Below are 23,534 nucleotides of genomic sequence, written 5' to 3'. Positions count from 1 at the left end.
TCCGCGAGGCCAACGAAACCCGGGGAGCGCATGACAAAGCTGATGGCTGCATCGTCGTTCGCTGCGCCTTGTGCGAATGCGGCTGCGCAGCCGGGCGGCTTCCTGTCTCATCTGGGCGCCGCCGATCTGCGCCAGTTGATGACCCTGGGCGAGCGGGTGCCCTATACTTCGCAGGATGTCCTGTTCACGCAGGGGGCGCCAGCGGGCAAATGCTTCAGCGTGGTCGAGGGTGTGGTCGGCATCTACAGGACCGAATGCGATAATCGTCGCCAGATCATAAGCTTTGCGCTGCCGGGCGACGTCCTCGAGATCGCAACGCAGGGGCATCATGAAGTGTCCGCCGCTGCAATCGGTCCTGCAGTGGTCTGGGAAATCCCGCGTGAAAAGTTCGCGCAATTCGCCAGTCACCGGCCCTATGTGCTGAACGAGATCGTCGCGCTGATGGCGACCGAGATCGCCGACGCGCATGACAAGATGTTTTCGCTGGGCCGCCGTGCAGCGGAAGAGAAGCTTATCGTGTTCCTGACGTACTGGCGCGACCGGCTGGTACGGCTCGGCCGCGACGTCGATCCGCTTCCGGTGCCGATGAGTCGACGCGATATCGCCGATCATCTCGGCCTCACCGTCGAGACCGTGTGCCGGACGCTGGCCAAGCTCGAACGCCGCGGCACGATCGAGATTCTGCCTGGCCGCATCCGGCTGTTGGACACCGAATCCGTCGCGGCTCCCGCTCTCGCCTGACGCCTCGCGCAGCCAGCAAGCGAGCTTCCCCCAACTTTGATTTCAATCAATTCACTGAGCGCGCCGCCGTGATTGATGGGTGCGTGCTCGGGAAAGAATCATCATGACGAACCAGACTGACAGCGTGAAGTGGATGACGATCGGCGAGGCCGGTCTGACCGTGATCCTCGCGGCCACCGTATTTCTCTCCATCATCGCAGCGGCCAAGGCGGAAGATGCGGCCTATGCCTTTCACGTGACGCTGGCCGGCTTCGCCAGCCTGGCCTCCGTGTTCGTCATCCTCAATCGCTATTTCGAGCGCGGCGCATTGCCACCGCAGGAGATCGACGGGCGGCCGAATTATAATTTCGGGCCGATCAAGTTTGCCGCTGTTGCCTCGGTATTCTGGGGCATCGCCGGCTTCACGGTGGGACTGCTGATCGCCATGCAGTTGGCGTGGCCGGACCTGAACTTCAATCTGCCCTGGACCAGCTTCGGCCGGCTGCGGCCGCTGCATACGTCGGCGGTGGTGTTTGCCTTCGGCGGCAACGTGCTGATCGCGACCTCGTTCTTCGTGGTGCAGAAGACCTGCCGTACCAGGCTCGCCGGCGATCTTGCGCCGTGGTTCGTGGTGCTCGGCTATAATTTCTTCATCGTCATTGCCGGCACCGGCTATTTGCTCGGCGTCACGCAGTCCAAGGAATATGCCGAACCGGAATGGTATGCCGATCTCTGGCTGACCATCGTCTGGGTGACTTATCTGCTGGTGTTCCTGATGACGCTCGTGAAGCGTAAGGAACCGCATATCTTCGTCGCCAACTGGTTCTATCTCGCCTTCATCATCACCATCGCGGTGCTGCATCTCGGCAATAACCCTGCGCTGCCCGTCTCGGTCTTCGGCTCCAAGTCCTATGTCGCCTGGGCCGGTGTGCAGGATGCTATGTTCCAGTGGTGGTACGGCCACAACGCGGTGGGCTTCTTCCTCACCGCCGGCTTCCTCGCCATCATGTATTACTTCATTCCGAAGCGCGCCGAGCGACCGGTCTATTCCTATCGGCTATCGATCGTGCACTTCTGGGCGATCATCTTCCTCTACATCTGGGCGGGTCCGCATCACCTGCACTATTCGGCACTGCCCGACTGGACGCAGACGCTCGGCATGACCTTCTCCATCATGCTGTGGATGCCCTCCTGGGGCGGCATGATCAACGGCCTCATGACGCTGTCCGGCGCATGGGACAAGCTGCGCACAGATCCGGTGTTGCGCATGCTGGTGGTGTCGGTGGCGTTCTACGGCATGGCGACCTTCGAGGGTCCGCTGATGTCCATCAAGGTGGTCAATTCGCTCAGCCACTATACCGATTGGACTATCGGTCACGTGCATTCCGGTGCGCTTGGCTGGGTCGGCTTCGTCTCCTTTGGCGCGCTCTACTGCCTGGTGCCGTGGCTGTGGAATCGCAAGCAGCTCTACAGCCTGAAGCTGGTCGAGTGGCACTTCTGGATCGCGACGCTCGGCATCGTTCTGTACATCTCGGCGATGTGGGTGTCGGGCATCCTGCAGGGTCTGATGTGGCGCGCCTACACGTCGCTGGGCTTCCTCGAATATTCCTTCATCGAAAGCGTCGAAGCGATGCACCCGTTCTACATCATCCGTGCCGCGGGCGGCGGGCTGTTCCTGATCGGTGCGCTGATCATGGCCTGGAATTTGTGGATGACCGTGCGCGTCGGCGAGGCGGAAGAGGGCGCGCTGTCGAGCCCTGGCGCCACGTTGCAGCCGGCTGAGTGAGGATCAATCATGTCGTTCTGGAGTCGGCACCAAATCTTCGAGAAGAACTCGATCGTCTTGATCGTGGGTATCATTCTCGTCATCGCCATCGGCGGCATCGTCGAGATTGCACCTCTGTTTTATCTCAAGAGCACCATCGAAGCCGTCGAGGGCATGCGGCCCTACACGCCGCTCGAGCTGGCAGGGCGCAACGTCTATGTCCGCGAGGGCTGCTATCTCTGCCATTCTCAAATGGTGCGGCCGCTGCGTGACGAGGTCGAACGTTACGGGCATTACTCGCTCGCGGCGGAGAGCATGTATGACCATCCGTTCCAGTGGGGCTCGAAGCGCACGGGGCCGGATCTGGCCCGCGTCGGTGCCAAGTATTCCGATGAGTGGCACGTCACGCATCTGAGCAATCCGCGCGCCATCGTCCCGCAATCGGTGATGCCGTCTTACAAGTTCCTGGCCGAGACGCCTGTCAGCACCGAGACCATCGCCGATCATCTGAGCACCAACCGCGCGGTGGGTGTGCCCTATACGGACGATCAGATCGCCAATGCGGTGGCGGACCTGAAGACCCAGGCCGATCCCGACAATGGCGATACCGACGCGCTGCTCAAGCGCTATCCGAAATCGGTGGCACGTAACTTCGATGGCAAGCCGGGGCTGCCCACCGAGATGGACGCACTGGTGGCCTATCTGCAGATGCTGGGCACGCTGGTCGATTTCAAACTCTACAACGAAAAAGCAAACCTCCGCTGAGGAGATGGAAGCATGCGCGCAATCCTGACCGTCGAGAACTTCGCGTCGAACCTCGTCCTCACATTCTGGACGCCGGTCTTTGTCGGAATCTTCATCGCAATTCTGACTTACGCTTTGTGGCCCCGCAACAAGGCGATGTTTGACGCGGCCGCGCGTCAGCCGTTGCGAGAGGATTGATCAGATCATGAGCGATCACGAAGGCGAATTCGACAAGGCCACTGGCAAGACCACCACAGGTCACTCCTGGGACGGCATCAAAGAACTCAACACGCCGCTGCCGCGCTGGTGGGTGATGACTTTCTATCTCACCATCGTTTGGGCGATCGGCTATTGGGTCGTGTATCCGTCCTGGCCGCTGGTGCAGAGCTACGCGACGGGCGTCATGGGCTATTCATCACGCGCGGATGTCGCCGTCGATCTCGCCAATCTCGAGAAGATCCGCGGAGGCAAGATGGCGACGCTCGGCGCTGCGCCGCTCGCGGAAATTGAGAAGGATCCGGCGCTGCTGGCGCTGGGGCGCGCCAGAGGCCGTGTGGTGTTCGGCGACAATTGCGCGCCATGTCACGGTACTGGTGCCGCCGGTGCCAAGGGCTTCCCCAACCTGAACGATGACGACTGGCTGTGGGGCGGCACACTGGAGCAGATCGAGAAGACAATCCAGTTCGGCGCGCGTTCCGCCCATGCGGAATCGCATGAAGGATCGATGCTGGCCTTCGGCCGCGACGGCATGTTGAAGAAGCCGGAGATCGAGACGGTTGCAAACTACGTGCGCTCACTGTCTGGATTGCCGACGGCCAAGGGTTACGACGCCAATGCCGGCCAGAAGCTGTTCGCCGACAACTGCGCCTCGTGTCACGGCGACGCGGGCAAGGGAAATCCCGACATGGGTGCGCCGAACCTGACCGATAATATCTGGCTTTACGGTTCGGACGAAGCGACTATCGTCGAGACCATCACCAATGGCCGCAACGGCGTGATGCCGGCCTGGATTGGCCGTCTCGATCCGGCGACCATCAAGGCACTGACGATCTATGTCCATTCGCTGGGGGGTGGACAATAAGTCATAGCGCGCGCGGCCAATCCCGCGCGTGCCTTTGACGTACATCAATTGCATCGCACCGGCGAAGTCTAGGGTCATTCCAAAGACGAGAGTGACCTCCATGAACAAGCCCGTTGCACCCGAGGAATTCGACTACGGCCCGCTCTATGCGGCGCAGAAGAAAGTCTATCCGCAGAAGGTCTCCGGCAGGTATCGCAACGTCAAATGGGCGCTGATGGCGGTTTGCCTTGGCATCTATTATCTGCTGCCCTTCGTGCGTTGGAATCGCGGTCCCGGTGCCCCCGATCAGGCGGTGCTGGTCGACCTGCCGAACAGCCGCTTCTATTTCTTTTTCATCGAGCTGTGGCCGCAGGAAGTTTATTTCTTCACTGGCCTGCTGATCCTTGCCGCCCTCACGCTGTTCCTGATGAATGCCATCGGTGGTCGCGTCTGGTGCGGTTATCTCTGTCCGCAGACAGTCTGGACCGACCTGTTTTTCGCCGTCGAGCGTTTGATCGAAGGCGACCGCCGTGAGCGGATGAAGAAGGAGGCCGAAGGGCTCACGCTGCAGCGTGTCGTCGAACTGACGATGAAGCATTCGATCTGGCTCCTGATCGCATGGTGGACCGGCGGCGCCTGGGTGCTCTATTTCAACGATGCGCCGACGCTGGTGAAGGAACTCGTCACCTTCCAAGCGCCGGCGCTGGCTTATATCTGGATCGCAATCCTGACGGCAACGACCTACACACTGGCCGGCTGGATGCGCGAGCAGGTCTGTCTCTATATGTGCCCGTGGCCGCGCATCCAGGCGGCCCTCACCGACGAATGGGCGCTCAACGTCACCTACAAGACCGATCGCGGCGAGCAACGGACCTCGCTAAAGAAGGCTGCGGAGTTGCGTGCGCTCGGCCAGCCTGCCGGCGACTGCATCGATTGCCATCAGTGCGTGAATGTCTGCCCGGTGGGCATCGATATCCGCAACGGACTACAGATGGATTGCATCCAGTGCGGGTTGTGCATCGACGCCTGCGACGGCGTGATGAGCAAGATCGGCCGGCCGACCCGGCTGATCGGCTATGACACCGACATCAACATTGCCAGGCGCAAGGCGGGCAAGTCCGAAATCTATCGCATCATCCGGCCGCGTACGGTGGCCTATGTCGGCATGATTGTCGCTGTCGGTGCGGTGATGCTCTACGCGCTGCTGAACCGTTCGCTGCTCGACATCAACGTGTTGCATGATCGCAATCCGGTTGCCGTGCGCCTCAGCGACGGTTCGATCCGCAATGCCTATACGGTGCGCCTCTTGAACAAGCTTGGCGCCGGCCGCGTGGTCACGCTCGATGTCAACGGGCCGGTTAATGCCAGGGTGCATGTGGTGGGCATGGATGCGGTGTCATCGGGCCGGCCGGAGATCGTGCTTGGCCGCGACCAGACCACCGAGCTGCGCGTACTGGTGACGGCGCCCGCGGCAATCAATTCCGAGAAGTCGCTCCCGCTCGTGATGCGTGTCACCGATGCCGTCCATGGCGACATGGCGTCGGCGACCGATCATTTCGTTGCACCGTGAAGGAGAACAATATGAGCGCCGTCGTTGCCGCACCTCGTCCGATCACCGGCCGGTTCGTCCTGATCTGCCTGGTCTTGTTTTTCGGCATGATCATCGGCGTCAATGTCGTCATGATGAAATTTGCGCTGGAGACGCTGCCGGGTGTCGAGGTGGATAGTCCCTATACAGCGAGCCTCGCTTACGGCAACGAAATCGAGGCCGCACGCGGCCAGAGCAGTCGCGGCTGGAAGGTCAGCGCGCATGTCGAGCGCGATGCTGCAGGTGATGCTGCCGTCCGCGTCGAAGCGCGCGATCGCAACGGCAACCCGATCGCGGGATTGACCTTCACCGGTCGGCTGGAGCGGCCGGCCGATCGTCGCGCGGACCGGCCGGTTGAGCTCGTCGGGGCTGGCGGAGTGCTGTATCGCGGCAAGGTCGCCGAACTTGCGCCGGGACTGTGGGATCTGGTGCTTGAAGGCGAGGCCGGCGGACAGCGCATGTTCCTGTCGAAGAACCGCCTCGTGCTGAAATAGGTCCAACCATGCAGTCCCTCGTCGTCCTCGTGCCGCTGGCGCTCGCGCTTGGGTTGCTCGGCCTCTGGGCCTTCATGTGGTCGCTGAAAAGCGGACAGTATGAGGATCTGGAAGGTGCGGGATGGCGCGCGATTCTCGATGAGGATCCGCCGGCGAAGAAGCCTGGCGATCCCCTCTGAGGCGGCTCTTTCCGTTCAATCCATCACCGCCACAACTTGTGGCCATATTTTTCCAACCGCCATGCCTTTGCCGCGCGTTGCCTCTGCAGCGCGCGTGCTGGCGTCTGCTGTGCACCGGGCGCATAATGGCGGGAACGGATTTTGCACGCGTTCGGCCGGACAAGATCGGCGTAGGGCGCCGCAGCAGAAAGAAATGAAGCACTATGTATGATGTGATCGTCGTCGGCGGTGGATCTGCCGGCGCTGCCGTGGCTGCCAGGCTCTCCGAAAATCCCGCCACGCGCGTGCTGCTGCTGGAAGCCGGGCTCGACTGGCGCGCGGCGGATGCGCCGTGGGAAGTCACCACAGCGAACCCGATCCCGATCATTCACCAGCGCGAATTTCAGGAAAAGTGGCAGTGGCCGCAGCTGCATTCGCGTCGCGTTGCCGGACAGGATCAGCGCTTCTACTGGCGCGGCAAGGGCCTCGGCGGTTCGTCGATGATGAACGGCCAGATTGCGATCCGCGGTGTCGCCGCTGCATTCGACGAATGGGCATCGCTGGGGTGCACCGGCTGGTCGGCCAGGGACGTCATGCCGCTATTCTCGGTGATCGAGGATGATCTGGACTTCGGCGACAGGCCCGGCCATGGCCGTGGTGGTCCGCTGCCGGTCTATCGCGCGCCGCCGCAGACATGGGGGCCGATCGACAAGGGCTTGCGCGATGCGGCGCTGGCGTCGGGCTATGCGTGGTGCGACGACGTCAACGGACCGGATGGCGAAGGCGTTGCCTGCTATCCGATCAACAGCCGCGATCTGCGTCGCATCTCCACCAATGAAGCCTATCTCGAACCGGCGCGCGGCCGCGCCAATCTCGAAATCCGCGGTCATGCGCTGGTCGACCGCGTTGTGATCAAGGACGGTCAGGCGACCGGTGTGATCGTGCACTTCGAGGGGCAGGGCACGCAGGAAATCAGCGCGCGCGAGATCGTGCTATGCGGTGGCTCGATCCACAGCCCGGCGATCCTGCTGCGCTCGGGCATCGGTCCGGCGGACGAGCTGAAGGACATGGGCATCGCTGTCGAGTGCGATCTGCCCGTCGGCCGGAATTTCTTCGATCATCCGCTGTTTCGCACCACCCTCAAGCTGCAGGATGCCGTCGCGCCAAAGGATCGGGACACCCGCCACACCAATTGCTGTGTAACTTACTCGTCGGGCTTGGCCGAGGGCGGCAAGCGCGACATGATCCTGATCGCGTTCAATCACCGTGGCATCGGCAATCCCGGTGCCATCGGCGCTGGCCTGTTCAATGCGTTCTCACGCGGCACGCTGAAGCTCGCATCGACCGATGCGTCGATCGACCCGATCGTCGAGGAGAACATGCTGGCAGACCCCCGCGACATGCTGCGGATGGTCGATGCCGTGAAGCGGCTTGCCGTGATCACCACGCAGCCGGCGCTGGCCGGCATCGCGGACTGGATCCGCCTCACCGATACCGACATGACGCTGCCGCAGGCGGCGGCGTTGCCGACGCGCGAGCTTGAAGCCGTGCTGCGCCGTGACACCGGCGATATCCAGCACGCCGCCGGCACCTGCCGCATGACCGGCTTCAAGGATACGGGTGGCGTGGTCAATCCGGATGGCACCGTGAAGGGCCTCAAGGGTCTGCGCATTGCCGATGCGTCGATCATGCCGTCGGATTGCCGCGCCAACACTCATTTCACCACGGTGGTGATCGGCGAAGCCATTGCGCGCATGATGATGCGCAGGTCGAATGTAGCGTCGCCCGTCGTGGCGATGGCGAAGTAAGAACGCGCAACGCAAGCGCTCAAGAGTGACCGAAGGACAATTCATGTTGAACACTACCGAAACCCAGATCATCGACTGGCTCGCGTCCCAGAAGCAGCCGATGATCGACCTGCTGCGCGACGTCGTGAACATCGATTCCGGCTCCTTCGACAAGGAAGGTGTCGATGCCGTCGGCGCTCGTTTCGAACAGCACTTCGCCGAATACGGCATCGAAACCTGGCGCGAGCCTCATGATGTCTATGGCGATGCCGTGCATGGGCTGATCACCAAACCCGGCAGCAACGAAAAGCCGATCCTGCTGATGGGCCATCGCGATACCGTGTTTCCCAAGGGCGAAGTCGCCAAGCGCCCCTTCACTATTAAAGGCAATCTGGCCCATGGGCCTGGTGTTGCCGACATGAAGGCCGGCGTCGTCATCAACGTATTCGTGGCCGCCGCGCTAAAGAAGTTCGATGCTGCGCCGTGCCCCATCAAGCTGCTGATCACCGGCGATGAGGAGATCGCGTCGCGCTCGTCGCGGCCGATCATCGAGCGCGAGGGCCGTGCGGCGCGCGCCGTCTATAATTCGGAACCGGGACGTCCGACCGGCAATATCACCACGGGCCGCAAGGGCGGCGTGTTCATGCGCTTCGAGGTATTCGGCAAGGCCGCGCATTCCGGCAACAATTTCTCGGTGGGCATCAGTGCCATCGGCGAACTCGCGCACAAGATCGTGCAGATTCATGCGCTCACCGATATGGACAAGGGCATCACGCTGAATGTCGGCCTGGTGTCGGGCGGCCAGTCGGTCAACACCACGGCGCCCCATGCCGAAGGCGAGATCGATTTCCGCTACATCGATCCGGCCGATCGCGCCACCATTATGGGCGCCATCGAAAAGATCATCGCGACATCGACCGTGCCGGGCACGACGGCGAAGCTGCACATCAACGGCGAATTCCTGCCGCTGGTGCAGGACGCTGCCGCCAAGGCGATGTTCGAAGCCTATCAGGCGGCCGCTGTCGACTCGGGCCTTACCACGCTGACCGGCGAATTTGCCGGCGGCTGCGCAGATTCCGGTTTCACCGCCAGCGTCGGCACGCCGACATTGTGCGGGCTTGGCCCGGTCGGCGGCAATGTCCATACCGATCTGGAGTGGTTGGATATTGAGAGCATTGTTCCGCGTGCACAGACACTGGCGCGGGCGATCCTGCGCACGGAGATCTGACGACGGGAGACGCCGCGTGGCATGGTTCTGGCCCGGCGACGGTTGCTGACAACGCCTTTGTTTGAAGAGACACTCGCCTGATCATGACATCACCTTCTCCCAATACTTCGGTTCCCACCCATCTCGAAGCCGATGTTCTCGTGATCGGCGCTGGCGGCGCCGGCATGTATGCGGCGCTGGAAGCAGCGAAGGGTGGCGCGTCGGTTATTCTCGCCGATCGGAGCCTGATCGGGCGTGGCGGCGCCACAGTGATGGCCCAGATGACGGTCGCAGCCGCTTTGGGCGAGCAGACACCGGATCACTGGGAACATCATTTCGCCGACACGCTCGCGGCAGGCCGCGGGCTCTGCGACGAGCGTCTTGCGGCGTTGCTCTGCGAAGATGGCCCGCAGCGGTTGCGCGAAATGGATGCCTGGAAGGTCGGCTGGGCGCGCGAGGACGGGCATATTAAACAGGCGCAGGCGCCGGGCCATGATCGGCCGCGTTGTGCCTATGTGGACTTTCTCTCCACCGGTCCCGCAGTGTCGAAGACGCTGCGCACGCAGCTGAATAATGCGAGCGGCATTCGTCGCATCGGTGATCTCACCATTGTCGATATCGCATTGCGTGATGGCGAAGCCTGCGGCGCCACGGCGCTGCATCTGCCGACCGGGCAGGCAGTGACGCTGGCCGCGAAAGCGGTGGTGATTGCGACCGGTGGATTGACCGGTCTCTATCGGCGTAACAGTGCGTCGTCGAATATGGGCGGCGACGGTTATGCGCTTGCCTTGCGTGCGGGCGCCGAACTGATCGACATGGAATTCGTGCAGTTCTTCCCGATCGGTCATCTGGCACCGCGCCTCGTCGGCATGGATCCGATCATGTGGGACCCGTTCCGCTACAAGCTCGGCGGCAAGCTGCTTAATTCCGAGATGCGCGAATTCGAAGAGGACTATGCAACGCGCGACAAGCGCAGCGACGGCACCTATGTGCTGACGCGCGATCTGGCCACCTATGCGATCACCAAGGAAGTCGAAGCGGGCCGCGGCAGCCCCGCCGGCGGCGCCTATCTCAGCTTCCAGCATGTGCCGGAAGCTGAAATTCGCAAGGCATTCGGGCCGGTGGTGGATCGGCTCGCCGAGAACGGCATCGATCTCGCACAGCGCCCGGTCGAGGTTGCCCCGATCGCGCATTATCATATGGGCGGCATCCGCGTGGATGAGACGATGGCGACCGGCGTGCCCGGGCTCTATGCCTGCGGGGAGGCGGTCGGCGGTGCCAATGGCGCCAACCGGTTGTCGGGCAATGCGATCACCGAAGCCTTCGTGTTCGGCGCGCGGGCAGGCCGTAGCGCCGCCGAACGTGCCAAGCAGGGCACTGCGACGGGGTCTGCCGATGCGGCGAAACCGGCGATCGATCTGCTGCGCAGCGCCAGCAAGCGCGATGCGCCAAACCCCGCGGCGGTGATCGTGAAGCTGCAGGCCGTGATGGCCGATGATGTGGGGCCGTTCCGCACCGATGCCAGGCTGCGTGCAGCGATATCAGCCATCGCGCAATTGAAGGCCGATATCGGCGATACGCCGTTCGCGTCGGCCGAAACCTTCGATCCTGTGCTGGCCGACTGGCTCGATCTGCGCAACATGCTCGCTGTCGCGCAATCGGTTGCCATACCAGCGCTGGCGCGTACCGAAAGCCGCGGCGCGCATCAGCGTGACGATCATCTCGGTCTGAACGATGCGTGGAGCGTCAACCAGATCGTGTCGATGTCGGATGGCGACATGACCCTGCGCAAAGTGATGCCGACCACCGGAAAGGCTGCCGCATGAAGGCGACACTTAGCATTCAGCGCGGCGCCTTCGGTGAAGCGCCGCATCAGGACATGTTCGACATTCCCTTCGAACACGGCCAGTCCATTCTCGACGGCTTGCGTGCCATCAGGCGCAGCATGGATCCCTCACTGGCGTTTCGCTTCTCCTGCATCAATGCGAATGCGTGCAAGGAATGCATGATGTTGATCGACGGCAAGGTTGATTACGCCTGCACGGTTCGGCTCAAAGAGGGAATGACGACGCTGGCGCCGCTGCCGAAAAAGGCGCTGATCCGCGATCTCGTCACCGAAATCGCGCCGCCGGATGAGCGGTTGGTGTTGCGTTCCTGAGTGGTTGTCTGCCTCTAAGGCGATCAGCCTGATTAATTTATAGTCGCTCTAATCTGGCGAAACTGCTGTCCGGTGCTCTTATTCCGCGAGATCGGGCGCGGCATTGCGAGTGGCGTTCTCTGCGACAATGCGCTGCATCAGCGCAATGAAGGTGGCCTGTTCCGGTTTCGACAGGCTGCCAAGGGTCGCGCGATGCGCATCGCGGGCGGCGGCCTCGATCCTGTTCAGCAGCGCCGCGCCAGCGGGAGTCAGTCTGCAGACACGCGCCCGGCGATCGTCGTCACTGACCGGGCGTTCCACCAGTTTGCGCGCTTCCAGCCGCTTCAGCGCGCCAGTCGTCGTCGTGCGATCCAGAGCAATATCAGCGGCTAAGGTCGTTTGATCCGCGGTCCCGCGCACCGCCAGCGCCGACAGCAGGCTGTATTGCAGGGGCGTCATCTCAAAGGCGCTGCACGCCTCCTGGAACAGCGCGACATGGATCTGGTGCAGTCTGCGGATCAGAAATCCGGGTCGCTGTTCCAGTGGCCAGGGCTTGTGGGCGGCTTGGTCGCGCCGCGGTTTCGCTCTCGGCAAGGTCGTGTCTCCTGCTATCGGCCGCTTCTCGCATGGTGCAAGCGCTCTGAAAAGTTGCCGCACTGCAATCCTATGGCACGGACTTTGCTTTTGTAAAATACGAAGTATGCTTCGTATTTTGGTGAACCTCTAAAGAGGGCCCGCCAAAGTGTAAGGAGATCGCCATGTCTGTTACTGCCTCATTCGACCTGCTGCTGCGCGGTGGTCGCGTTATCGATCCCGCAGCCGGCGTCGACGGCCTCAAGGATGTCGCCATTCGCAACGGCAAGATCGCAGCCGTGCAGTCGGACATTCTGCCGACCAGCGCGAAGGAAGTCGTCGATGTCACCGGCAAGCTGGTGCTGCCGGGCATGATCGATACCCATGCGCATGTCTATCAGTATGTCAGTGGTCGTTTCGGCATGCAGCCCGACATGGTCGGCGTGCAGTCCGGTGTCACCACGCTGATCGATCAGGGTGGCCCGTCCTGCATGACGCTGCCCGGCTTTCGTCACTTCATCGCCGAGCCCGCGAAATCGCGCGTCTATGCGTTTCTGTCGGCCTATCTCGTCGGCGGTCTCGAAGGGCATTTCTATCCCAACCTCTACAGCCCCGATGGCGTCGATATCGACGCGACCGTGAAATCGGCGGTGGCCAATCGCGATCTCGTTCGTGGCATCAAGGCCCATGCGGAAATCGGCGGCTTCGCGCGCTGGGGCATTCGCGTGATGGAAATGGCGGCCGAAATCGGCAAGCGTGCGGAATTGCCGGTTTACGTGCATTTCGGCCAACTCTGGGGTCTGCCGGAGTCAGGCAATAATGGGGAGGACGTCGATACGATTCTGGAGCGCGTGATTCCGCTGCTGAAGGAAGGTGACGTGCTCGCCCATCCGTTCACGCGGCATCCCGGCGGCTTCGTCAATCGCGAAGGCGAGGTGCATCCGGTGATCCAGGCGGCGATCGATCGTGGCCTCAAGATCGATGTCGGCCATGGCAGCCACTTCTCCTATCGCCTCGCCAAGAAGGCGATTGCCGCTGGCATCGTGCCGAACACGCTCGGCGCCGACATCCACGGTTACAACACCGAGGTGCCTGCGCCTGCCGGCACGCCGGATGAGCACGAGGATGACGAGAACCATCCGTTCAAGGGCCAGGCCAAGTTCAGCCTGGTGCAGGCGATGAGTTCGATGATTTCGCTCGGTCTCACGCTGGAACAGGTGGTGCCGATGGTGACGTCGAACCCGGCCAAGATGATCGGCCTGTCCGACAAGATCGGCTCGCTCAAGGTCGGCATGGATGCGGACGTTTCGGTGCTCGTCGAAAAGCCCGGTCGTTACATCCTGCGCGACAACGAGAACACCGACGTGATTGCGAACGGCCTGCTGCAGCCGGCCTTCTGCCTGCGTGCAGGCACCCGCTTCGATCCGATCGCTCCGATCCTTCCTCAGGCCGTTGCGGCCTGAGGTTTGCAAGTCCATTGGGAAGACGCCGGGAGTTCGTCGATGCGCAATGAGCGAGATATCTCGCCCGCAGCGCCTGCCTCAAAGCAGGGCGTCGGCGCGCGCGTACCGCGCAAGGAGGACGACCGCCTCATGCGCGGACGTGGGCAATTCGTCGGCGATATCCGACTGGCGGGATTGCAGGACGTCGCTTTCGTCCGCAGTCCGCTGGCCCATGCCCGCATCCGGGCGATCCATATTCCGGAACGCTATCGCGACGTGGTGTTCACGTCTGCCGATCTTGTCGGTATCAAGCCGATCCGCGCGATCACGGGATTGGCCGGCTTCAAGCCGTCCGACCAACCCATTCTGGCCACCGATAAAATTCGTCAGGTCGGCGAGCTCGTTGCCATGTGCGTTGCGCCCACGCGCGCCGAGGCTGAGGATATCGCGGCCTCCGTCACGCTCGATCTCGAAGAGCTGCCCGCCGTCTACGATATGCTCAAGGCGCGTGAGGCCGGCTCGCCTCTGGTGCATGAACACTGGGGCGACAACGTCTTTCTCGAGAGCTTCTTCGAACTCGATATTACCCAAGCTCTCGATGCGCCGATCAAGGTGACGCGCGAGATCTCGACCGCGCGACAATGCATGTCGCCACTGGAAGGTCGGGGTGTCATCGCCACGTTCGATCATCGTCTCGATCAGCTCACGCTCTATACGGGCAGTCAGATGCCGCACATTGTGCGCAACGGGTTGTCCGATTGCCTTGAGATGGATCAAGGACAGATCAGAATCGTCTCGCCCGATGTCGGCGGCGGTTTTGGCCACAAGGGCATTTTGCTGCCGGAGGAAGTCTGCCTGTCATGGCTCACCATGAAGCGCGGCTTCCCGGTGCGCTGGATCGAGGATCGTCGCGAGCATCTCGTCGCGAGTTCGAACTGCCGCGAGCATCACTACAAGATCACCGTCTATGCCGATCGCGACGGCACGCTGCGCGGCATCGACTGCGAAGCCACGGTCGATTCCGGCGCCTATTCGTCTTACCCGTTCTCGGCCTGCCTCGAAGCCGCGCAGGTGGTCAGCATCTTGCCTGGCCCTTATCAGATGCCAGCCTATCGCTGCCGCACCTATTCGGTGGCCACCAACAAGTGTCCGATCCTGCCCTATCGCGGCGTCGCCCGCACTGGAGTGTGTTTCGCGCTGGAGCTGATGCTCGATCTCGTCGCGGCGGAAGCAGGGCTTGAGCCCGGCGACGTCCGGCTGCGCAATCTGGTGCGGCCGGAGCAGATGCCGTTCGACAACATCACCAAGAAGCATTTCGACAGCGGCGATTATCCCGAGGCGCTGCGCCGCGCGGTGGCGCAGATCGATATCGATGGCATCCGTGCGCGGCAGCGCAAGGGCGAGGATGACGGCCGGCTGATCGGTGTCGGTCTCTCGATCTATTGCGAGCAAGCCGCACATGGCACCTCGGTCTATTCCGGCTGGGGCATTCCCATGGTGCCCGGCCATGAACAGGCCACCGCGCGACTGACGCCGGATGGTGGACTCGAACTGAAGGTCGGGGTGCATTCGCACGGTCAGGGTCTGGAGACGACGCTGTCACAAGTCGCATTCGAGATGCTCGGTGTCGATGTCGGCAAGATTCGTGTGGTGCATGGCGACACGGCGATGACGCCCTATTCGACCGGCACCTGGGGCTCGCGCTGCATGGTGATGGCCGGTGGCGCTGTGGCGACGGCGTGTCACGAACTCGGCGAGCGCGCCAAGAAGATCGGCGCCAAGCTGCTGCAGGTCGATGAAGCCAATGTCGTGCTGGTCGACGGCGAAATCCGCGGGCCTAATGGCAGCGTAACGCTGAAGGAAATCGCGCACACCTGGTATCGCCGTCCGCAGGATCTGCCCGGCGATGTCGACCCGGGCGGGTTGGAGGCGACCTCCGGTTACAAGCCGCAGCGTGACAGCGGCACATTCAGCTATGCCGCCCATGCGGTCACCGTCGCCGTCGATCCTGATTTGGGCGATGTGGAAATTCTCGATTACGTCATCGTTGAGGACGGCGGCGTGCTGGTCAATCCGATGATCGTCGATGGCCAGATCTATGGCGGCCTCGCGCAGGGCATCGGCACGGCGCTCTATGAGGAGATGCCGTTTGATCACGCCGGTCAGCCGCTTAACACCACGCTCGCCGATTATCTGCTGCCCGGTCCGACCGAAGTGCCGATGCCGTGGCTGGATCACATGGAAACGCCGTCGCCTTACACCAAGTTCGGCGTGAAAGGCATCGGCGAGGGCGGGGCCATCGCGCCGCCGGCGGCCATCGGCAATGCCGTGAATGACGCGCTGCGCGGCCTCGGCGTCGAGATGCTGCAGTCGCCGATCACGCCGCGCCGCGTGCTGGAAGGTATTCTGGCTGCACGCGATACGAAGAGGACCGCCGCATGAAGCCGGCACCTTTCGCCTATGAGCGTCCAAGCGACGTTGCCTCGGCCTTAGCCGCAATGGCTGGCGATGGCATGGTCAAGATCATGGCCGGAGGCCAGTCGCTCGGACCGATGCTGAGCCTGCGTCTGGTGGCTCCTGACACCATCATTGATATTACTGGTCTCGCCGAGCTGAAGCATGTGGAAGTCACTGGCGAAGAGCTGGTGATCGGCGCTTGCGTGACCCACGCCGATATCGAGGATGGCCGCATTCCCGACGTGACGCGCGGTGCGATGCAGCGCGTGGCCAGCGCGATCGCCTATCGCGCGGTGCGTAATCGCGGCACGATCGGCGGTTCGCTCAGTCATGCCGATCCATCGGCCGATTGGGTCTCCACCTTCGCAGCGCTCGGCGCAACGCTCTCGCTGCGCAGCGCCAAAGGCGCGCGCCTGGTAGCGATGAAGGATTTCATGCTGGGTGCACTGGAAAGTGTGCTGCAGCCCGGCGAAATGCTGGAAGCCGTACGTGTGCCGGTGATGTCCCCTTCGGCGCGCTGGGGTTATGTGAAGAGCTGCCGCAAGACCGGCGAGTTTGCTCATGCCATCGGTGCGGTGCTGATCGACCCCGAGGCGGGCCGCGCGCGTGTCGTCATTGGCGCAGTCGAGGCCGCGCCTATCATTGTCGACAATGCCGAAGAACTGTTCGGCGGGCGTATCACCAACGATTTCAAATCGCGCTTCGACGCGCGCGTCGCCGACACCCTGCTGTCGAAGGCCGGCATGAGCGATGCCGCCGACCGGCATATTCACGTCACCATTCTGCGCCGCGCTGTTGCGGAGGCCGCGGCATGAACTCGGTCGAACTCACCGTCAACACTCGCGCCGTGAAGAGGGACGTCGAGCCACGTACGAGTCTCGCCGACATGATGCGCGACACGCTCGATCTCACCGGCACGCATCTCGGCTGCGAACATGGCGTCTGTGGCGCCTGCACCATCCTGGTCGATGGCATACCGACGCGCTCCTGCATCACTTATGCGGTGGCATGCGATGGCGCCGATGTCACCACCATCGAAGGTCTTGATGATGACGAGATTGCCACGGAGCTGCGCGCCGCCTTTACCCGCGAACACGCGTTGCAATGCGGCTACTGCACGCCGGGCATGCTGGTCTCGGCGCGCGATCTGGTGAAGCGCCTGCCGGATGCCGACGAGAAGCAGATCCGCATCGGCATGTCAGGCAATCTCTGCCGCTGCACCGGCTATGTCGGCATCGTCCGCGCCGTGCAGTCGGTCATCACAGAGCGCCGCGCGCGCGATATCGCGCCGGAGCCGGATGCTGGCCGCAAGGTGCTGGGGCCGGCGGGTTCGGGACACAAAGCCTGTGTCAGCTCCCAGAAGCTGATGCCCGCGCAGCCTGCTGTATCCGAACCGGCTGCAGCCATCGCACCGCTGGACATTCCAGACTTCACGCCATCGACCACGCTCGAGCAGCAATTCACTGTCGCGCATGCACCTGCAAAAGTCTTTGCACTGTTCGATGACATCGCGGCCGTCGCCTCGTGCCTGCCGGGCGCCACGCTGGTCGGCACGCCCAGACCCGAGCGTGTCGAAGGCGCGATTCGCGTCAAGATCGGGCCGATCTCGGCCAACTTCAACGGCGCCGCCCGCGTTGAGCGCAACGAGGCCGATCTCGCCGGCCGCATTCTCGGCATAGGCAGCGACCAGCGCAGCCGCTCCACTACGCAAGGCGAGATTCGTTACCGGCTTGTGCCGCAGGATGACGGCGTGGCCACGCGTGTGGAGCTTTCCATCGGCTACAGCCTCACCGGCATGCTGGCACAGGTCGGTCGCAGCGGGCTGGTGCGCGATCTCGCGGCGCGGCTGGTCGCGGAATTCGCCGGCAATCTCGATCGCCGCCTGTCGGGCGATGTGACATCGGCGCCGTCAGCGGCAGCCGATCTGAATGGTGTTTCGCTGATTCTTGGTCTCCTGCGTGAGCGCGCGACGAATGTCGTTCGCCGCCTCACCGGGCGCGGAGGATCGGCGTGAGAGATCGACGTTCGCGCGGACATGCGAGCGGCGGGGTTTGGACTGCGCAAGTTTCATCAGCGTAACACTGGAGGACCACATGATACGGACCATCAAAGCCGCCTCGGCGACCGCCCTGGCCATTGCTTTCCTGAGCAGCGCCGCCACTGCGCAAACCATTAAGATCGGCGTCAACGAGCCTTTGACCGGCGCCTTCGCCGCGTCGGGTACCTATGTCGTCAACGGCGCCAAGATCGCCGCCGACGAAATCAACGCCAAGGGCGGCCTGCTCGGCAAGAAGATCGAACTCGTCATCGAGGACAACAAGAGCAACCCGACCGAAGCCGCTGCCGTCGCCGAAAAGCTGATCACCCGCGACAAGACGCCGGTGATGCTCGGCGCCTGGGGCTCGAGCCTCACGCTGGCGGTGATGCCGAAGCTGGTCGAATACGAAACCGCGATGGTCGTCGAGACCTCCTCGGCCAGCAAGATCACCACCTCGGGCAATCCTTACGTGTTCCGCATCTCGCCACCGTCTTTCGTGGAAGCGGCTGCGTTCAAGAACATCGTCGACAAGCTGGCGCTGAAGAAAGTCGACTTCCTCGTGATCAACAATGACTGGGGCCGCGGCACCGCCGAAGACTTCAGCAAGATGATGAAGGAAAAAGGCATCACCATCGGTCTGGTCGAGACCATGGACCAGTCGGCGCAGGACATGAGCGCCCAGCTCGCCAAGATCAAGGCAACGGATTCCGAGACCGTGATCATCACGGCTGCGGTCGACCAGCTCACTTTGATCTTCAAGCAGGCCGCAGCACTCGGCCTGAAGAAGCGGATCATCACTACCGGCGGTTCGCAGAATCCCGATCAGATCATCGCGCAGGCCGGTGCCGCCGCGAACGACACCATGCATCTGACGACGTTCTTGCCGTGGATGCCGGAAAAGACGCCCAACCCCGAAGCCACCACCTATTTCATCAACGAGTGGAAGAAGCGCGGCTTCGATTTCGCCGGCTGCACCGAGAGCTTCCGCGGCTATGACGGCATCCGCACCATCGCGGCAGCCATCGAGAAGGCCGGCAAGGCCGAGCCGGCCGCGATCAAGGATGCGCTCTGGAAGATCGACGTCAAAGGTTTGAATGGCGACATCATCTTCAAGAAGTCGGGCCCGGCCGGTTCGGAGAGCGGTCAGAGCTTCCCGAATGTCTATCTGGTCGAGATCTCCGGCGGCAAGATCGTGATGAAGGATCTGTGATCCAGTCGAACTCCGGCAGTGAGCTCCCTCGCCCCGCTCTTGCGGGGAGAGGGCTGGGGTGAGGGGCACTTGCGAGTGAAACTCTGGCTCCTCTCACCCGAAGCCTCGCTGTCGCTCGGCTCCGACCTCTCCCTGCCCGGCGAAGCAAAGCTTCGCTAGGCGGGGAGAGGTTAGCACCTTACTCGAACCTTTAGGGCCGCTCGTGGACCAGCTCCTGCAACACCTCGTCAATATGCTTGTGCTCGGCGGCACCTATGCGCTGCTCGGCATCGGGTTGACGCTGATCTTCGGCATCATGAACGTGGTGAACTTCACCCACGGCATCCTCTACACATTCGGCGCCTATATGATGTTCATTGTCGTGCATCAGCTCGGGCTGAATTTCTTCGTGGCGCTGCCGGTGGCGATCGTCGCTGGCTGGCTGCTGGGCGCCGTCATCGAGATCACGCTGCTGCGGCCGCTGCGCGGCGCCGATATCGATACCACCATGCTGGTGATGATCGGTGCCTGGATCGCGATGCAGTCCGGCGCGCTGTGGATCTGGGGTGGCGTCGCTAAGTCCATCGACAATCCGTTTCCTGACGCGCCGCTGGTGATCGGACCTGTGTCCGTGTCCTGGCTTCGCCTGTTCGTGCTGTTCGCCGCCGCGCTGCTGATCGTACTGGCCTACTCGCTGATCAATCTCACGAAACTCGGCAAGGCGATGCGCGCGACCTTCCAGGACTCCGACACCGCGGCGCTGATGGGCGTCAATGTCAGCCTGATCTACACATCGACTTTCGCCATCGGATCGAGCCTTGCGGCTGCCGCTGGTGCATTGCTCGGTCCGGTCTATGTCGTGTTCCCGCAAATGGGCGATCTCGCCGCGGTGAAGGCCTTCGCCATCGTCATTCTTGGCGGCCTCGGCAATATCACCGGCGCTGTCATCGGCGGCTTCATTCTCGCACTCGCTGAAGAGCTCGGTGCTGGCTACATCTCGTCGGGCTATCGCGATGCCATGGGCTTCCTGATCATCATCATGGTGCTGATCTTCAAGCCGACAGGATTGTTTGCACGGGCGGAGCGCGTCGGATGAAACAGATCGTCACTCTCCTCTGTCTCGCCTTCTTTGCCTCCGTGCCCATGTGGCTGACGGATCCGTATCTGCTCAACGCGCTGATTACGACCGGCATCTTCATCATCGGCGCCATGAGCCTCAATCTGCTGCTCGGCTTTACTGGACAGCTCAGCCTCGGCCATATCGCCTTCTTCGGCATCGGCGCCTATGTCAGCGCGCTGACATCGCTGGGATTCGATGTGCCGATCTACGGTGATTTCCATATCGTCCACGTGCCGTGGCCGCCGATTGCGGGCTTCTTTCTGGCGATCCTCATTTCGGGCTTCTGCGGCTATCTGGTCGGACGCCTGTCCTTCAGCGTGCGCGGCGCTTACTTCGTCATCGTCACGATCTCGTTCGCCGAAGTTGTCAGGCTGGTGGCGCTGAACTGGGTCGAGCTGACGCAGGGCCCGTTGGCGCTGACCAATATCCCGTCGATCACCATTGGTCTGCCGGGGCTTGGTTATCTCGTGCTGAAGACCAAGTTCCACAATTACTATCTTGTGCTCGCTGTCGCCGCGATCTCGTATTTCCTGATCTCGCGCCTCGTTCATTCGCACTACGGCCGCGCCATGCGCGGCTTGATGGAGAACGAGACGCTGGCTGTCGCCGTCGGTATCGACGTTACCAAGACGCTGACACTGGCTGCCGTGATCTCTGCCGGTATCGCCGGCGCGGCGGGAAGCCTTTACGCGCATTACATCCGTATCATCGATCCCGACGTCTTCGCTTTCATCTCGACGGTGACCATGGTGATCATGGTGGTGTCGGGCGGCAAGGGATCGCTGGCCGGGCCTGTGGTCGGCGGCGTCATCTTTGGCCTGCTGCCTGTGTTCCTGCGGCCGATCATGCCGCCGGAGGCGCAGTGGATCACCTATGGCGTGGTGCTGATCGTCATTCTGTTCGTCATGCCGCGCGGCATCGTGCCGTCGCTTGCCGCGAAACTCGGTTTGGCCCGTGCCGGTGGAACCAGACGAGCGTCCATCGCGGTCTCCGAACGCACCGCCGAGGAGCACGCGTGATGGCCGAGACAGTACTCAGCATTGAACATGTCGCGGTCCATTTTGGCGGCCTTGTCGCGATCTCGGACATGAACTTCCATGTCAACAAAGGTGAGATCGTCAGCCTGATCGGGCCGAACGGTGCCGGCAAGACCACGGCCTTCAACGTCATGACCGGCTTTCTCACGCCCACGAAGGGCGCGGTGAACTATTGCGGCGCGGACCTCAAGGGCAAGAAACCGCATGAAATCGCAGATCTCGGGCTGATCCGCACCTTTCAGCGCACCAGCGTGTTTCCCAACGACACGGTCTACGACAACGTCCTGATCGGTCTGCATCGCCAAGGGGAGCTTAAAGGCAAGCTTGGCCTTGCCGAAGCCATTCTCGGCCTGCCGCGCGCGCGCGCGTCCGAGAAGGCGCAGCGCGCGCGGGCGGCCGAACTGGTGCGCTGGATCGGCCTCGAAGCCCGTGCCAACGATCTTGCGGGCTCGCTGTCCTACGGCGAGCAGCGTCTCGTTGGTGTCGCGCTGGCGCTCGCCGCGCAGCCGAAGATGCTGCTGCTGGACGAGCCTGTGTCCGGCATGAACGCGTCGGAGACGCATACTTTCGTGCAGCTGATCCGCAATATCCGGGATCGTGGCGTCACGATCCTCTTGGTCGAGCACGACATGCCGATGGTGATGAGCGTATCGGATCGGATTGTGGTGCTGAATTACGGCCGCATCATCGCCGAAGGACCGCCCGACGAAATCCGCAAGAATCCCGCAGTGATCGAAGCCTATCTCGGTCAGAGCGCGAAGGATGTGGTCAAGGAGGTCGCAGTCCATGCTTGAGATCCGTGACATGGTCTGCGCCTATGGCCAGATCTCAGCCCTCAAGGGCATTTCGCTTTCGGTCAAGGCCGGCCAGCTCGTGGCGCTGATTGGCGCCAATGGCGCCGGCAAAAGCACGACGCTGCGGGCGATCTCGGGCCTCGTGCCATCGCGCTCCGGCAGTCTGCATTTCGACGGCGAAGACATCACCGGCATTGGCGCGCAGCGGGTGCTCACAAAGGGCATCGCACATTGTCCGGAAGGACGTCGCGTTTTTCCGCATATGACGGTGGCCGAAAATCTCGACATGGGCGCCTATCTGCGCTCGGACACGAGCGAAGTCGCAGTGGACCGCGATCGCATTTATGGCGAATTCCCGCGCCTCGCCGAACGCCGCAAGCAGGCGGCTGGCACGCTGTCCGGCGGCGAGCAGCAGATGCTGGCCATCGGCCGTGCATTGATGTCGCGCCCGCGCCTTGTGATGTTCGATGAACCCTCGCTCGGTCTCGCGCCCAACATCGTCGAGCGCACCTTTGCGATCATCCGCGCGATCCGCGATGCCGGCACGACTGTTTTGCTTGTCGAGCAGAATGCCTTCGCCGCGCTCGAGATGTGCGATCATGCCTATCTGCTGGAGTCCGGCCGTGTCGTGCTGTCGGGCGCGGGCGCGGAGCTGATCGAGAACGAGCATGTCCGACGGGCCTATCTTGGCGGATGACGACAATCCCGCCCGATGGGTCGCGGTCTGTTCGCGCGAGCGCCTGACCGAGCAGACAATCGTCTGCGTAAGCGTGGCTGGCCTCGGTGTTCTCATCGTGCAGGATGATGAGACCATCTATGCCTGCGAGCGCGCCTGTCCACATGAGCAGGCCGATCTCAGCCTTGGCCGCGTCGCCGATCGCCGGCTGCACTGTCCGCGTCATCTGGCCTGGTTCGATCTGGCAGACGGCAGCATGTCGCCGGGCTGGCCCAGCAGGGGTTTGCGACGCTATCCGGTGCGCGAAAGGGGTGCACAAATCTGGGTCGATGCACAGGCCGTCGTCCCGAAGTAACAAGCCTTCGCGACAGTTACGCGGCATCGGGTCTGGATGCAGAATTCGTTGGCGCTGCAGCATTCAATTGGTGCAGTTGCGGTATAATAATCATGCTTGCCCCCTCGTAAAGCGCGGATAATACTGCTGAAAAGTCAGACTCCTGAGTGTGTCTGGCAGTACACAAATGGGCGCAAGACCCATGCTTCTCGTC

At 62.4% G+C, this 23,534-nt stretch carries 23 protein-coding genes; 22 read left to right on the top strand and 1 reads right to left on the bottom strand.

Features of this window, described 5'->3' with window-relative positions; all coding sequences use genetic code 11:
• Window positions 1-30: 30 nt before the first annotated feature.
• From AB7828_RS19165 to AB7828_RS19110, 12 genes are all read left to right on the top strand, one after another.
• Window positions 31-741: a Crp/Fnr family transcriptional regulator gene (locus tag AB7828_RS19165; protein WP_309942235.1), complete on the top strand. Its 711-nt coding sequence runs from the start codon at window positions 31-33 to the stop codon at window positions 739-741.
• Between the two features lie 133 nt (window positions 742-874).
• Window positions 875-2,506: a cytochrome-c oxidase, cbb3-type subunit I gene (ccoN, locus tag AB7828_RS19160; RefSeq protein ID WP_089267867.1), complete on the top strand. Its 1,632-nt coding sequence runs from the start codon at window positions 875-877 to the stop codon at window positions 2,504-2,506.
• 9 nt (window positions 2,507-2,515) lie between these two features.
• Entirely contained in the window at window positions 2,516-3,250 is a 735-nt protein-coding gene (gene ccoO / locus AB7828_RS19155; protein WP_441230903.1) for a cytochrome-c oxidase, cbb3-type subunit II, read from the top strand.
• 12 nt (window positions 3,251-3,262) lie between these two features.
• Window positions 3,263-3,427 carry a cbb3-type cytochrome oxidase subunit 3 gene (locus tag AB7828_RS19150; protein ID WP_068729582.1) on the top strand — a complete coding sequence of 55 codons (165 nt, stop codon included), beginning with the start codon at window positions 3,263-3,265 and terminating at the stop codon, window positions 3,425-3,427.
• 7 nt (window positions 3,428-3,434) lie between these two features.
• A complete protein-coding gene (ccoP, locus tag AB7828_RS19145; RefSeq protein WP_441230902.1) occupies window positions 3,435-4,310 on the top strand; it encodes a cytochrome-c oxidase, cbb3-type subunit III in 876 nt (291 codons plus the stop codon).
• 100 nt (window positions 4,311-4,410) lie between these two features.
• Window positions 4,411-5,859: a cytochrome c oxidase accessory protein CcoG gene (gene ccoG, locus AB7828_RS19140; protein ID WP_441230901.1), complete on the top strand. Its 1,449-nt coding sequence runs from the start codon at window positions 4,411-4,413 to the stop codon at window positions 5,857-5,859.
• Window positions 5,860-5,870: 11 nt separating this feature from the next.
• Window positions 5,871-6,371 carry a FixH family protein gene (locus AB7828_RS19135; protein WP_441230900.1) on the top strand — a complete coding sequence of 167 codons (501 nt, stop codon included), beginning with the start codon at window positions 5,871-5,873 and terminating at the stop codon, window positions 6,369-6,371.
• 8 nt (window positions 6,372-6,379) lie between these two features.
• Entirely contained in the window at window positions 6,380-6,550 is a 171-nt protein-coding gene (gene ccoS / locus AB7828_RS19130) for a cbb3-type cytochrome oxidase assembly protein CcoS (RefSeq protein WP_089267801.1), read from the top strand.
• 203 nt (window positions 6,551-6,753) lie between these two features.
• On the top strand, window positions 6,754-8,337 hold the full coding sequence (locus tag AB7828_RS19125) for a GMC family oxidoreductase (RefSeq protein ID WP_184512244.1): 1,584 nt from the start codon (window positions 6,754-6,756) through the stop codon (window positions 8,335-8,337).
• A gap of 43 nt (window positions 8,338-8,380) precedes the next feature.
• Entirely contained in the window at window positions 8,381-9,544 is a 1,164-nt protein-coding gene (locus AB7828_RS19120; RefSeq protein ID WP_244528046.1) for a M20 family metallopeptidase, read from the top strand.
• 83 nt (window positions 9,545-9,627) lie between these two features.
• A complete protein-coding gene (locus AB7828_RS19115; protein WP_441230899.1) occupies window positions 9,628-11,349 on the top strand; it encodes an FAD-binding protein in 1,722 nt (573 codons plus the stop codon).
• Entirely contained in the window at window positions 11,346-11,681 is a 336-nt protein-coding gene (locus tag AB7828_RS19110) for a 2Fe-2S iron-sulfur cluster-binding protein (RefSeq protein WP_441230898.1), read from the top strand. Before AB7828_RS19115 ends, AB7828_RS19110 begins: the two co-directional genes overlap by 4 nt.
• A 78-nt stretch (window positions 11,682-11,759) precedes the next feature.
• On the opposite strand, the gene AB7828_RS19105 is transcribed toward AB7828_RS19110, so the two are convergent.
• Window positions 11,760-12,254, bottom strand: a complete 495-nt coding sequence (locus AB7828_RS19105) for a MarR family winged helix-turn-helix transcriptional regulator (RefSeq protein WP_441230897.1) — start codon at window positions 12,252-12,254, stop codon at window positions 11,760-11,762.
• A gap of 164 nt (window positions 12,255-12,418) precedes the next feature.
• Here AB7828_RS19105 and AB7828_RS19100 point away from each other — a divergent pair, with 164 nt between their 5' ends.
• The 10 genes from AB7828_RS19100 (at window position 12,419) to AB7828_RS19055 (ending at window position 23,341) form a co-directional block, all read left to right on the top strand.
• Window positions 12,419-13,696 carry an amidohydrolase/deacetylase family metallohydrolase gene (locus AB7828_RS19100; RefSeq protein WP_441230896.1) on the top strand — a complete coding sequence of 426 codons (1,278 nt, stop codon included), beginning with the start codon at window positions 12,419-12,421 and terminating at the stop codon, window positions 13,694-13,696.
• Window positions 13,697-13,735: 39 nt separating this feature from the next.
• Complete coding sequence (locus tag AB7828_RS19095) at window positions 13,736-16,117, top strand: xanthine dehydrogenase family protein molybdopterin-binding subunit (protein ID WP_441230895.1); 2,382 nt, start codon at window positions 13,736-13,738, stop codon at window positions 16,115-16,117.
• The gene (locus tag AB7828_RS19090) at window positions 16,114-16,947 is read left to right on the top strand and encodes an FAD binding domain-containing protein (RefSeq protein ID WP_441230894.1); all 834 of its coding nucleotides are present in this window, start codon (window positions 16,114-16,116) and stop codon (window positions 16,945-16,947) included. Before AB7828_RS19095 ends, AB7828_RS19090 begins: the two co-directional genes overlap by 4 nt.
• Window positions 16,944-18,146 carry a xanthine dehydrogenase family Fe-S subunit gene (locus tag AB7828_RS19085; protein WP_441230893.1) on the top strand — a complete coding sequence of 401 codons (1,203 nt, stop codon included), beginning with the start codon at window positions 16,944-16,946 and terminating at the stop codon, window positions 18,144-18,146. The genes AB7828_RS19090 and AB7828_RS19085 overlap by 4 nt, the downstream gene beginning before the upstream one ends.
• A 79-nt stretch (window positions 18,147-18,225) precedes the next feature.
• Window positions 18,226-19,380: an ABC transporter substrate-binding protein gene (locus AB7828_RS19080; RefSeq protein ID WP_231078873.1), complete on the top strand. Its 1,155-nt coding sequence runs from the start codon at window positions 18,226-18,228 to the stop codon at window positions 19,378-19,380.
• A 202-nt stretch (window positions 19,381-19,582) separates the two neighbouring features.
• A complete protein-coding gene (locus AB7828_RS19075; RefSeq protein WP_176454739.1) occupies window positions 19,583-20,455 on the top strand; it encodes a branched-chain amino acid ABC transporter permease in 873 nt (290 codons plus the stop codon).
• Window positions 20,452-21,498 (top strand): branched-chain amino acid ABC transporter permease, encoded by a 1,047-nt coding sequence (locus AB7828_RS19070; RefSeq protein ID WP_089267791.1) that lies wholly within the window; start codon window positions 20,452-20,454, stop codon window positions 21,496-21,498. The genes AB7828_RS19075 and AB7828_RS19070 overlap by 4 nt, the downstream gene beginning before the upstream one ends.
• Window positions 21,498-22,310 carry an ABC transporter ATP-binding protein gene (locus AB7828_RS19065; protein ID WP_093757539.1) on the top strand — a complete coding sequence of 271 codons (813 nt, stop codon included), beginning with the start codon at window positions 21,498-21,500 and terminating at the stop codon, window positions 22,308-22,310. Before AB7828_RS19070 ends, AB7828_RS19065 begins: the two co-directional genes overlap by 1 nt.
• The gene (locus AB7828_RS19060; RefSeq protein ID WP_068729545.1) at window positions 22,303-23,007 is read left to right on the top strand and encodes an ABC transporter ATP-binding protein; all 705 of its coding nucleotides are present in this window, start codon (window positions 22,303-22,305) and stop codon (window positions 23,005-23,007) included. The genes AB7828_RS19065 and AB7828_RS19060 overlap by 8 nt, the downstream gene beginning before the upstream one ends.
• On the top strand, window positions 22,979-23,341 hold the full coding sequence (locus AB7828_RS19055) for a Rieske (2Fe-2S) protein (RefSeq protein WP_441230892.1): 363 nt from the start codon (window positions 22,979-22,981) through the stop codon (window positions 23,339-23,341). Before AB7828_RS19060 ends, AB7828_RS19055 begins: the two co-directional genes overlap by 29 nt.
• Window positions 23,342-23,534: the final 193 nt, after the last annotated feature.

This window comes from Tardiphaga sp. 215_C5_N2_1 (assembly GCF_052076055.1).
Lineage (GTDB): Bacteria > Pseudomonadota > Alphaproteobacteria > Rhizobiales > Xanthobacteraceae > Tardiphaga > Tardiphaga robiniae.
The sequence above is the reverse complement of the archived record's forward strand: the minus strand, read 5'-3'. Positions and strand labels throughout refer to the sequence as shown.

Coding starts and splice junctions, on each gene's coding strand:
- AB7828_RS19165 (WP_309942235.1), top strand. CDS start 31: ATGACAAAGCTGATGGCTGCATCGTCGTTCGCTGCGCCTTGTGCGAAT.
- ccoN (WP_089267867.1), top strand. CDS start 875: ATGACGATCGGCGAGGCCGGTCTGACCGTGATCCTCGCGGCCACCGTA.
- ccoO (WP_441230903.1), top strand. CDS start 2,516: ATGTCGTTCTGGAGTCGGCACCAAATCTTCGAGAAGAACTCGATCGTC.
- AB7828_RS19150 (WP_068729582.1), top strand. CDS start 3,263: ATGCGCGCAATCCTGACCGTCGAGAACTTCGCGTCGAACCTCGTCCTC.
- ccoP (WP_441230902.1), top strand. CDS start 3,435: ATGAGCGATCACGAAGGCGAATTCGACAAGGCCACTGGCAAGACCACC.
- ccoG (WP_441230901.1), top strand. CDS start 4,411: ATGAACAAGCCCGTTGCACCCGAGGAATTCGACTACGGCCCGCTCTAT.
- AB7828_RS19135 (WP_441230900.1), top strand. CDS start 5,871: ATGAGCGCCGTCGTTGCCGCACCTCGTCCGATCACCGGCCGGTTCGTC.
- ccoS (WP_089267801.1), top strand. CDS start 6,380: ATGCAGTCCCTCGTCGTCCTCGTGCCGCTGGCGCTCGCGCTTGGGTTG.
- AB7828_RS19125 (WP_184512244.1), top strand. CDS start 6,754: ATGTATGATGTGATCGTCGTCGGCGGTGGATCTGCCGGCGCTGCCGTG.
- AB7828_RS19120 (WP_244528046.1), top strand. CDS start 8,381: ATGTTGAACACTACCGAAACCCAGATCATCGACTGGCTCGCGTCCCAG.
- AB7828_RS19115 (WP_441230899.1), top strand. CDS start 9,628: ATGACATCACCTTCTCCCAATACTTCGGTTCCCACCCATCTCGAAGCC.
- AB7828_RS19110 (WP_441230898.1), top strand. CDS start 11,346: ATGAAGGCGACACTTAGCATTCAGCGCGGCGCCTTCGGTGAAGCGCCG.
- AB7828_RS19100 (WP_441230896.1), top strand. CDS start 12,419: ATGTCTGTTACTGCCTCATTCGACCTGCTGCTGCGCGGTGGTCGCGTT.
- AB7828_RS19095 (WP_441230895.1), top strand. CDS start 13,736: ATGCGCAATGAGCGAGATATCTCGCCCGCAGCGCCTGCCTCAAAGCAG.
- AB7828_RS19090 (WP_441230894.1), top strand. CDS start 16,114: ATGAAGCCGGCACCTTTCGCCTATGAGCGTCCAAGCGACGTTGCCTCG.
- AB7828_RS19085 (WP_441230893.1), top strand. CDS start 16,944: ATGAACTCGGTCGAACTCACCGTCAACACTCGCGCCGTGAAGAGGGAC.
- AB7828_RS19080 (WP_231078873.1), top strand. CDS start 18,226: ATGATACGGACCATCAAAGCCGCCTCGGCGACCGCCCTGGCCATTGCT.
- AB7828_RS19070 (WP_089267791.1), top strand. CDS start 20,452: ATGAAACAGATCGTCACTCTCCTCTGTCTCGCCTTCTTTGCCTCCGTG.
- AB7828_RS19065 (WP_093757539.1), top strand. CDS start 21,498: ATGGCCGAGACAGTACTCAGCATTGAACATGTCGCGGTCCATTTTGGC.
- AB7828_RS19060 (WP_068729545.1), top strand. CDS start 22,303: ATGCTTGAGATCCGTGACATGGTCTGCGCCTATGGCCAGATCTCAGCC.
- AB7828_RS19055 (WP_441230892.1), top strand. CDS start 22,979: ATGTCCGACGGGCCTATCTTGGCGGATGACGACAATCCCGCCCGATGG.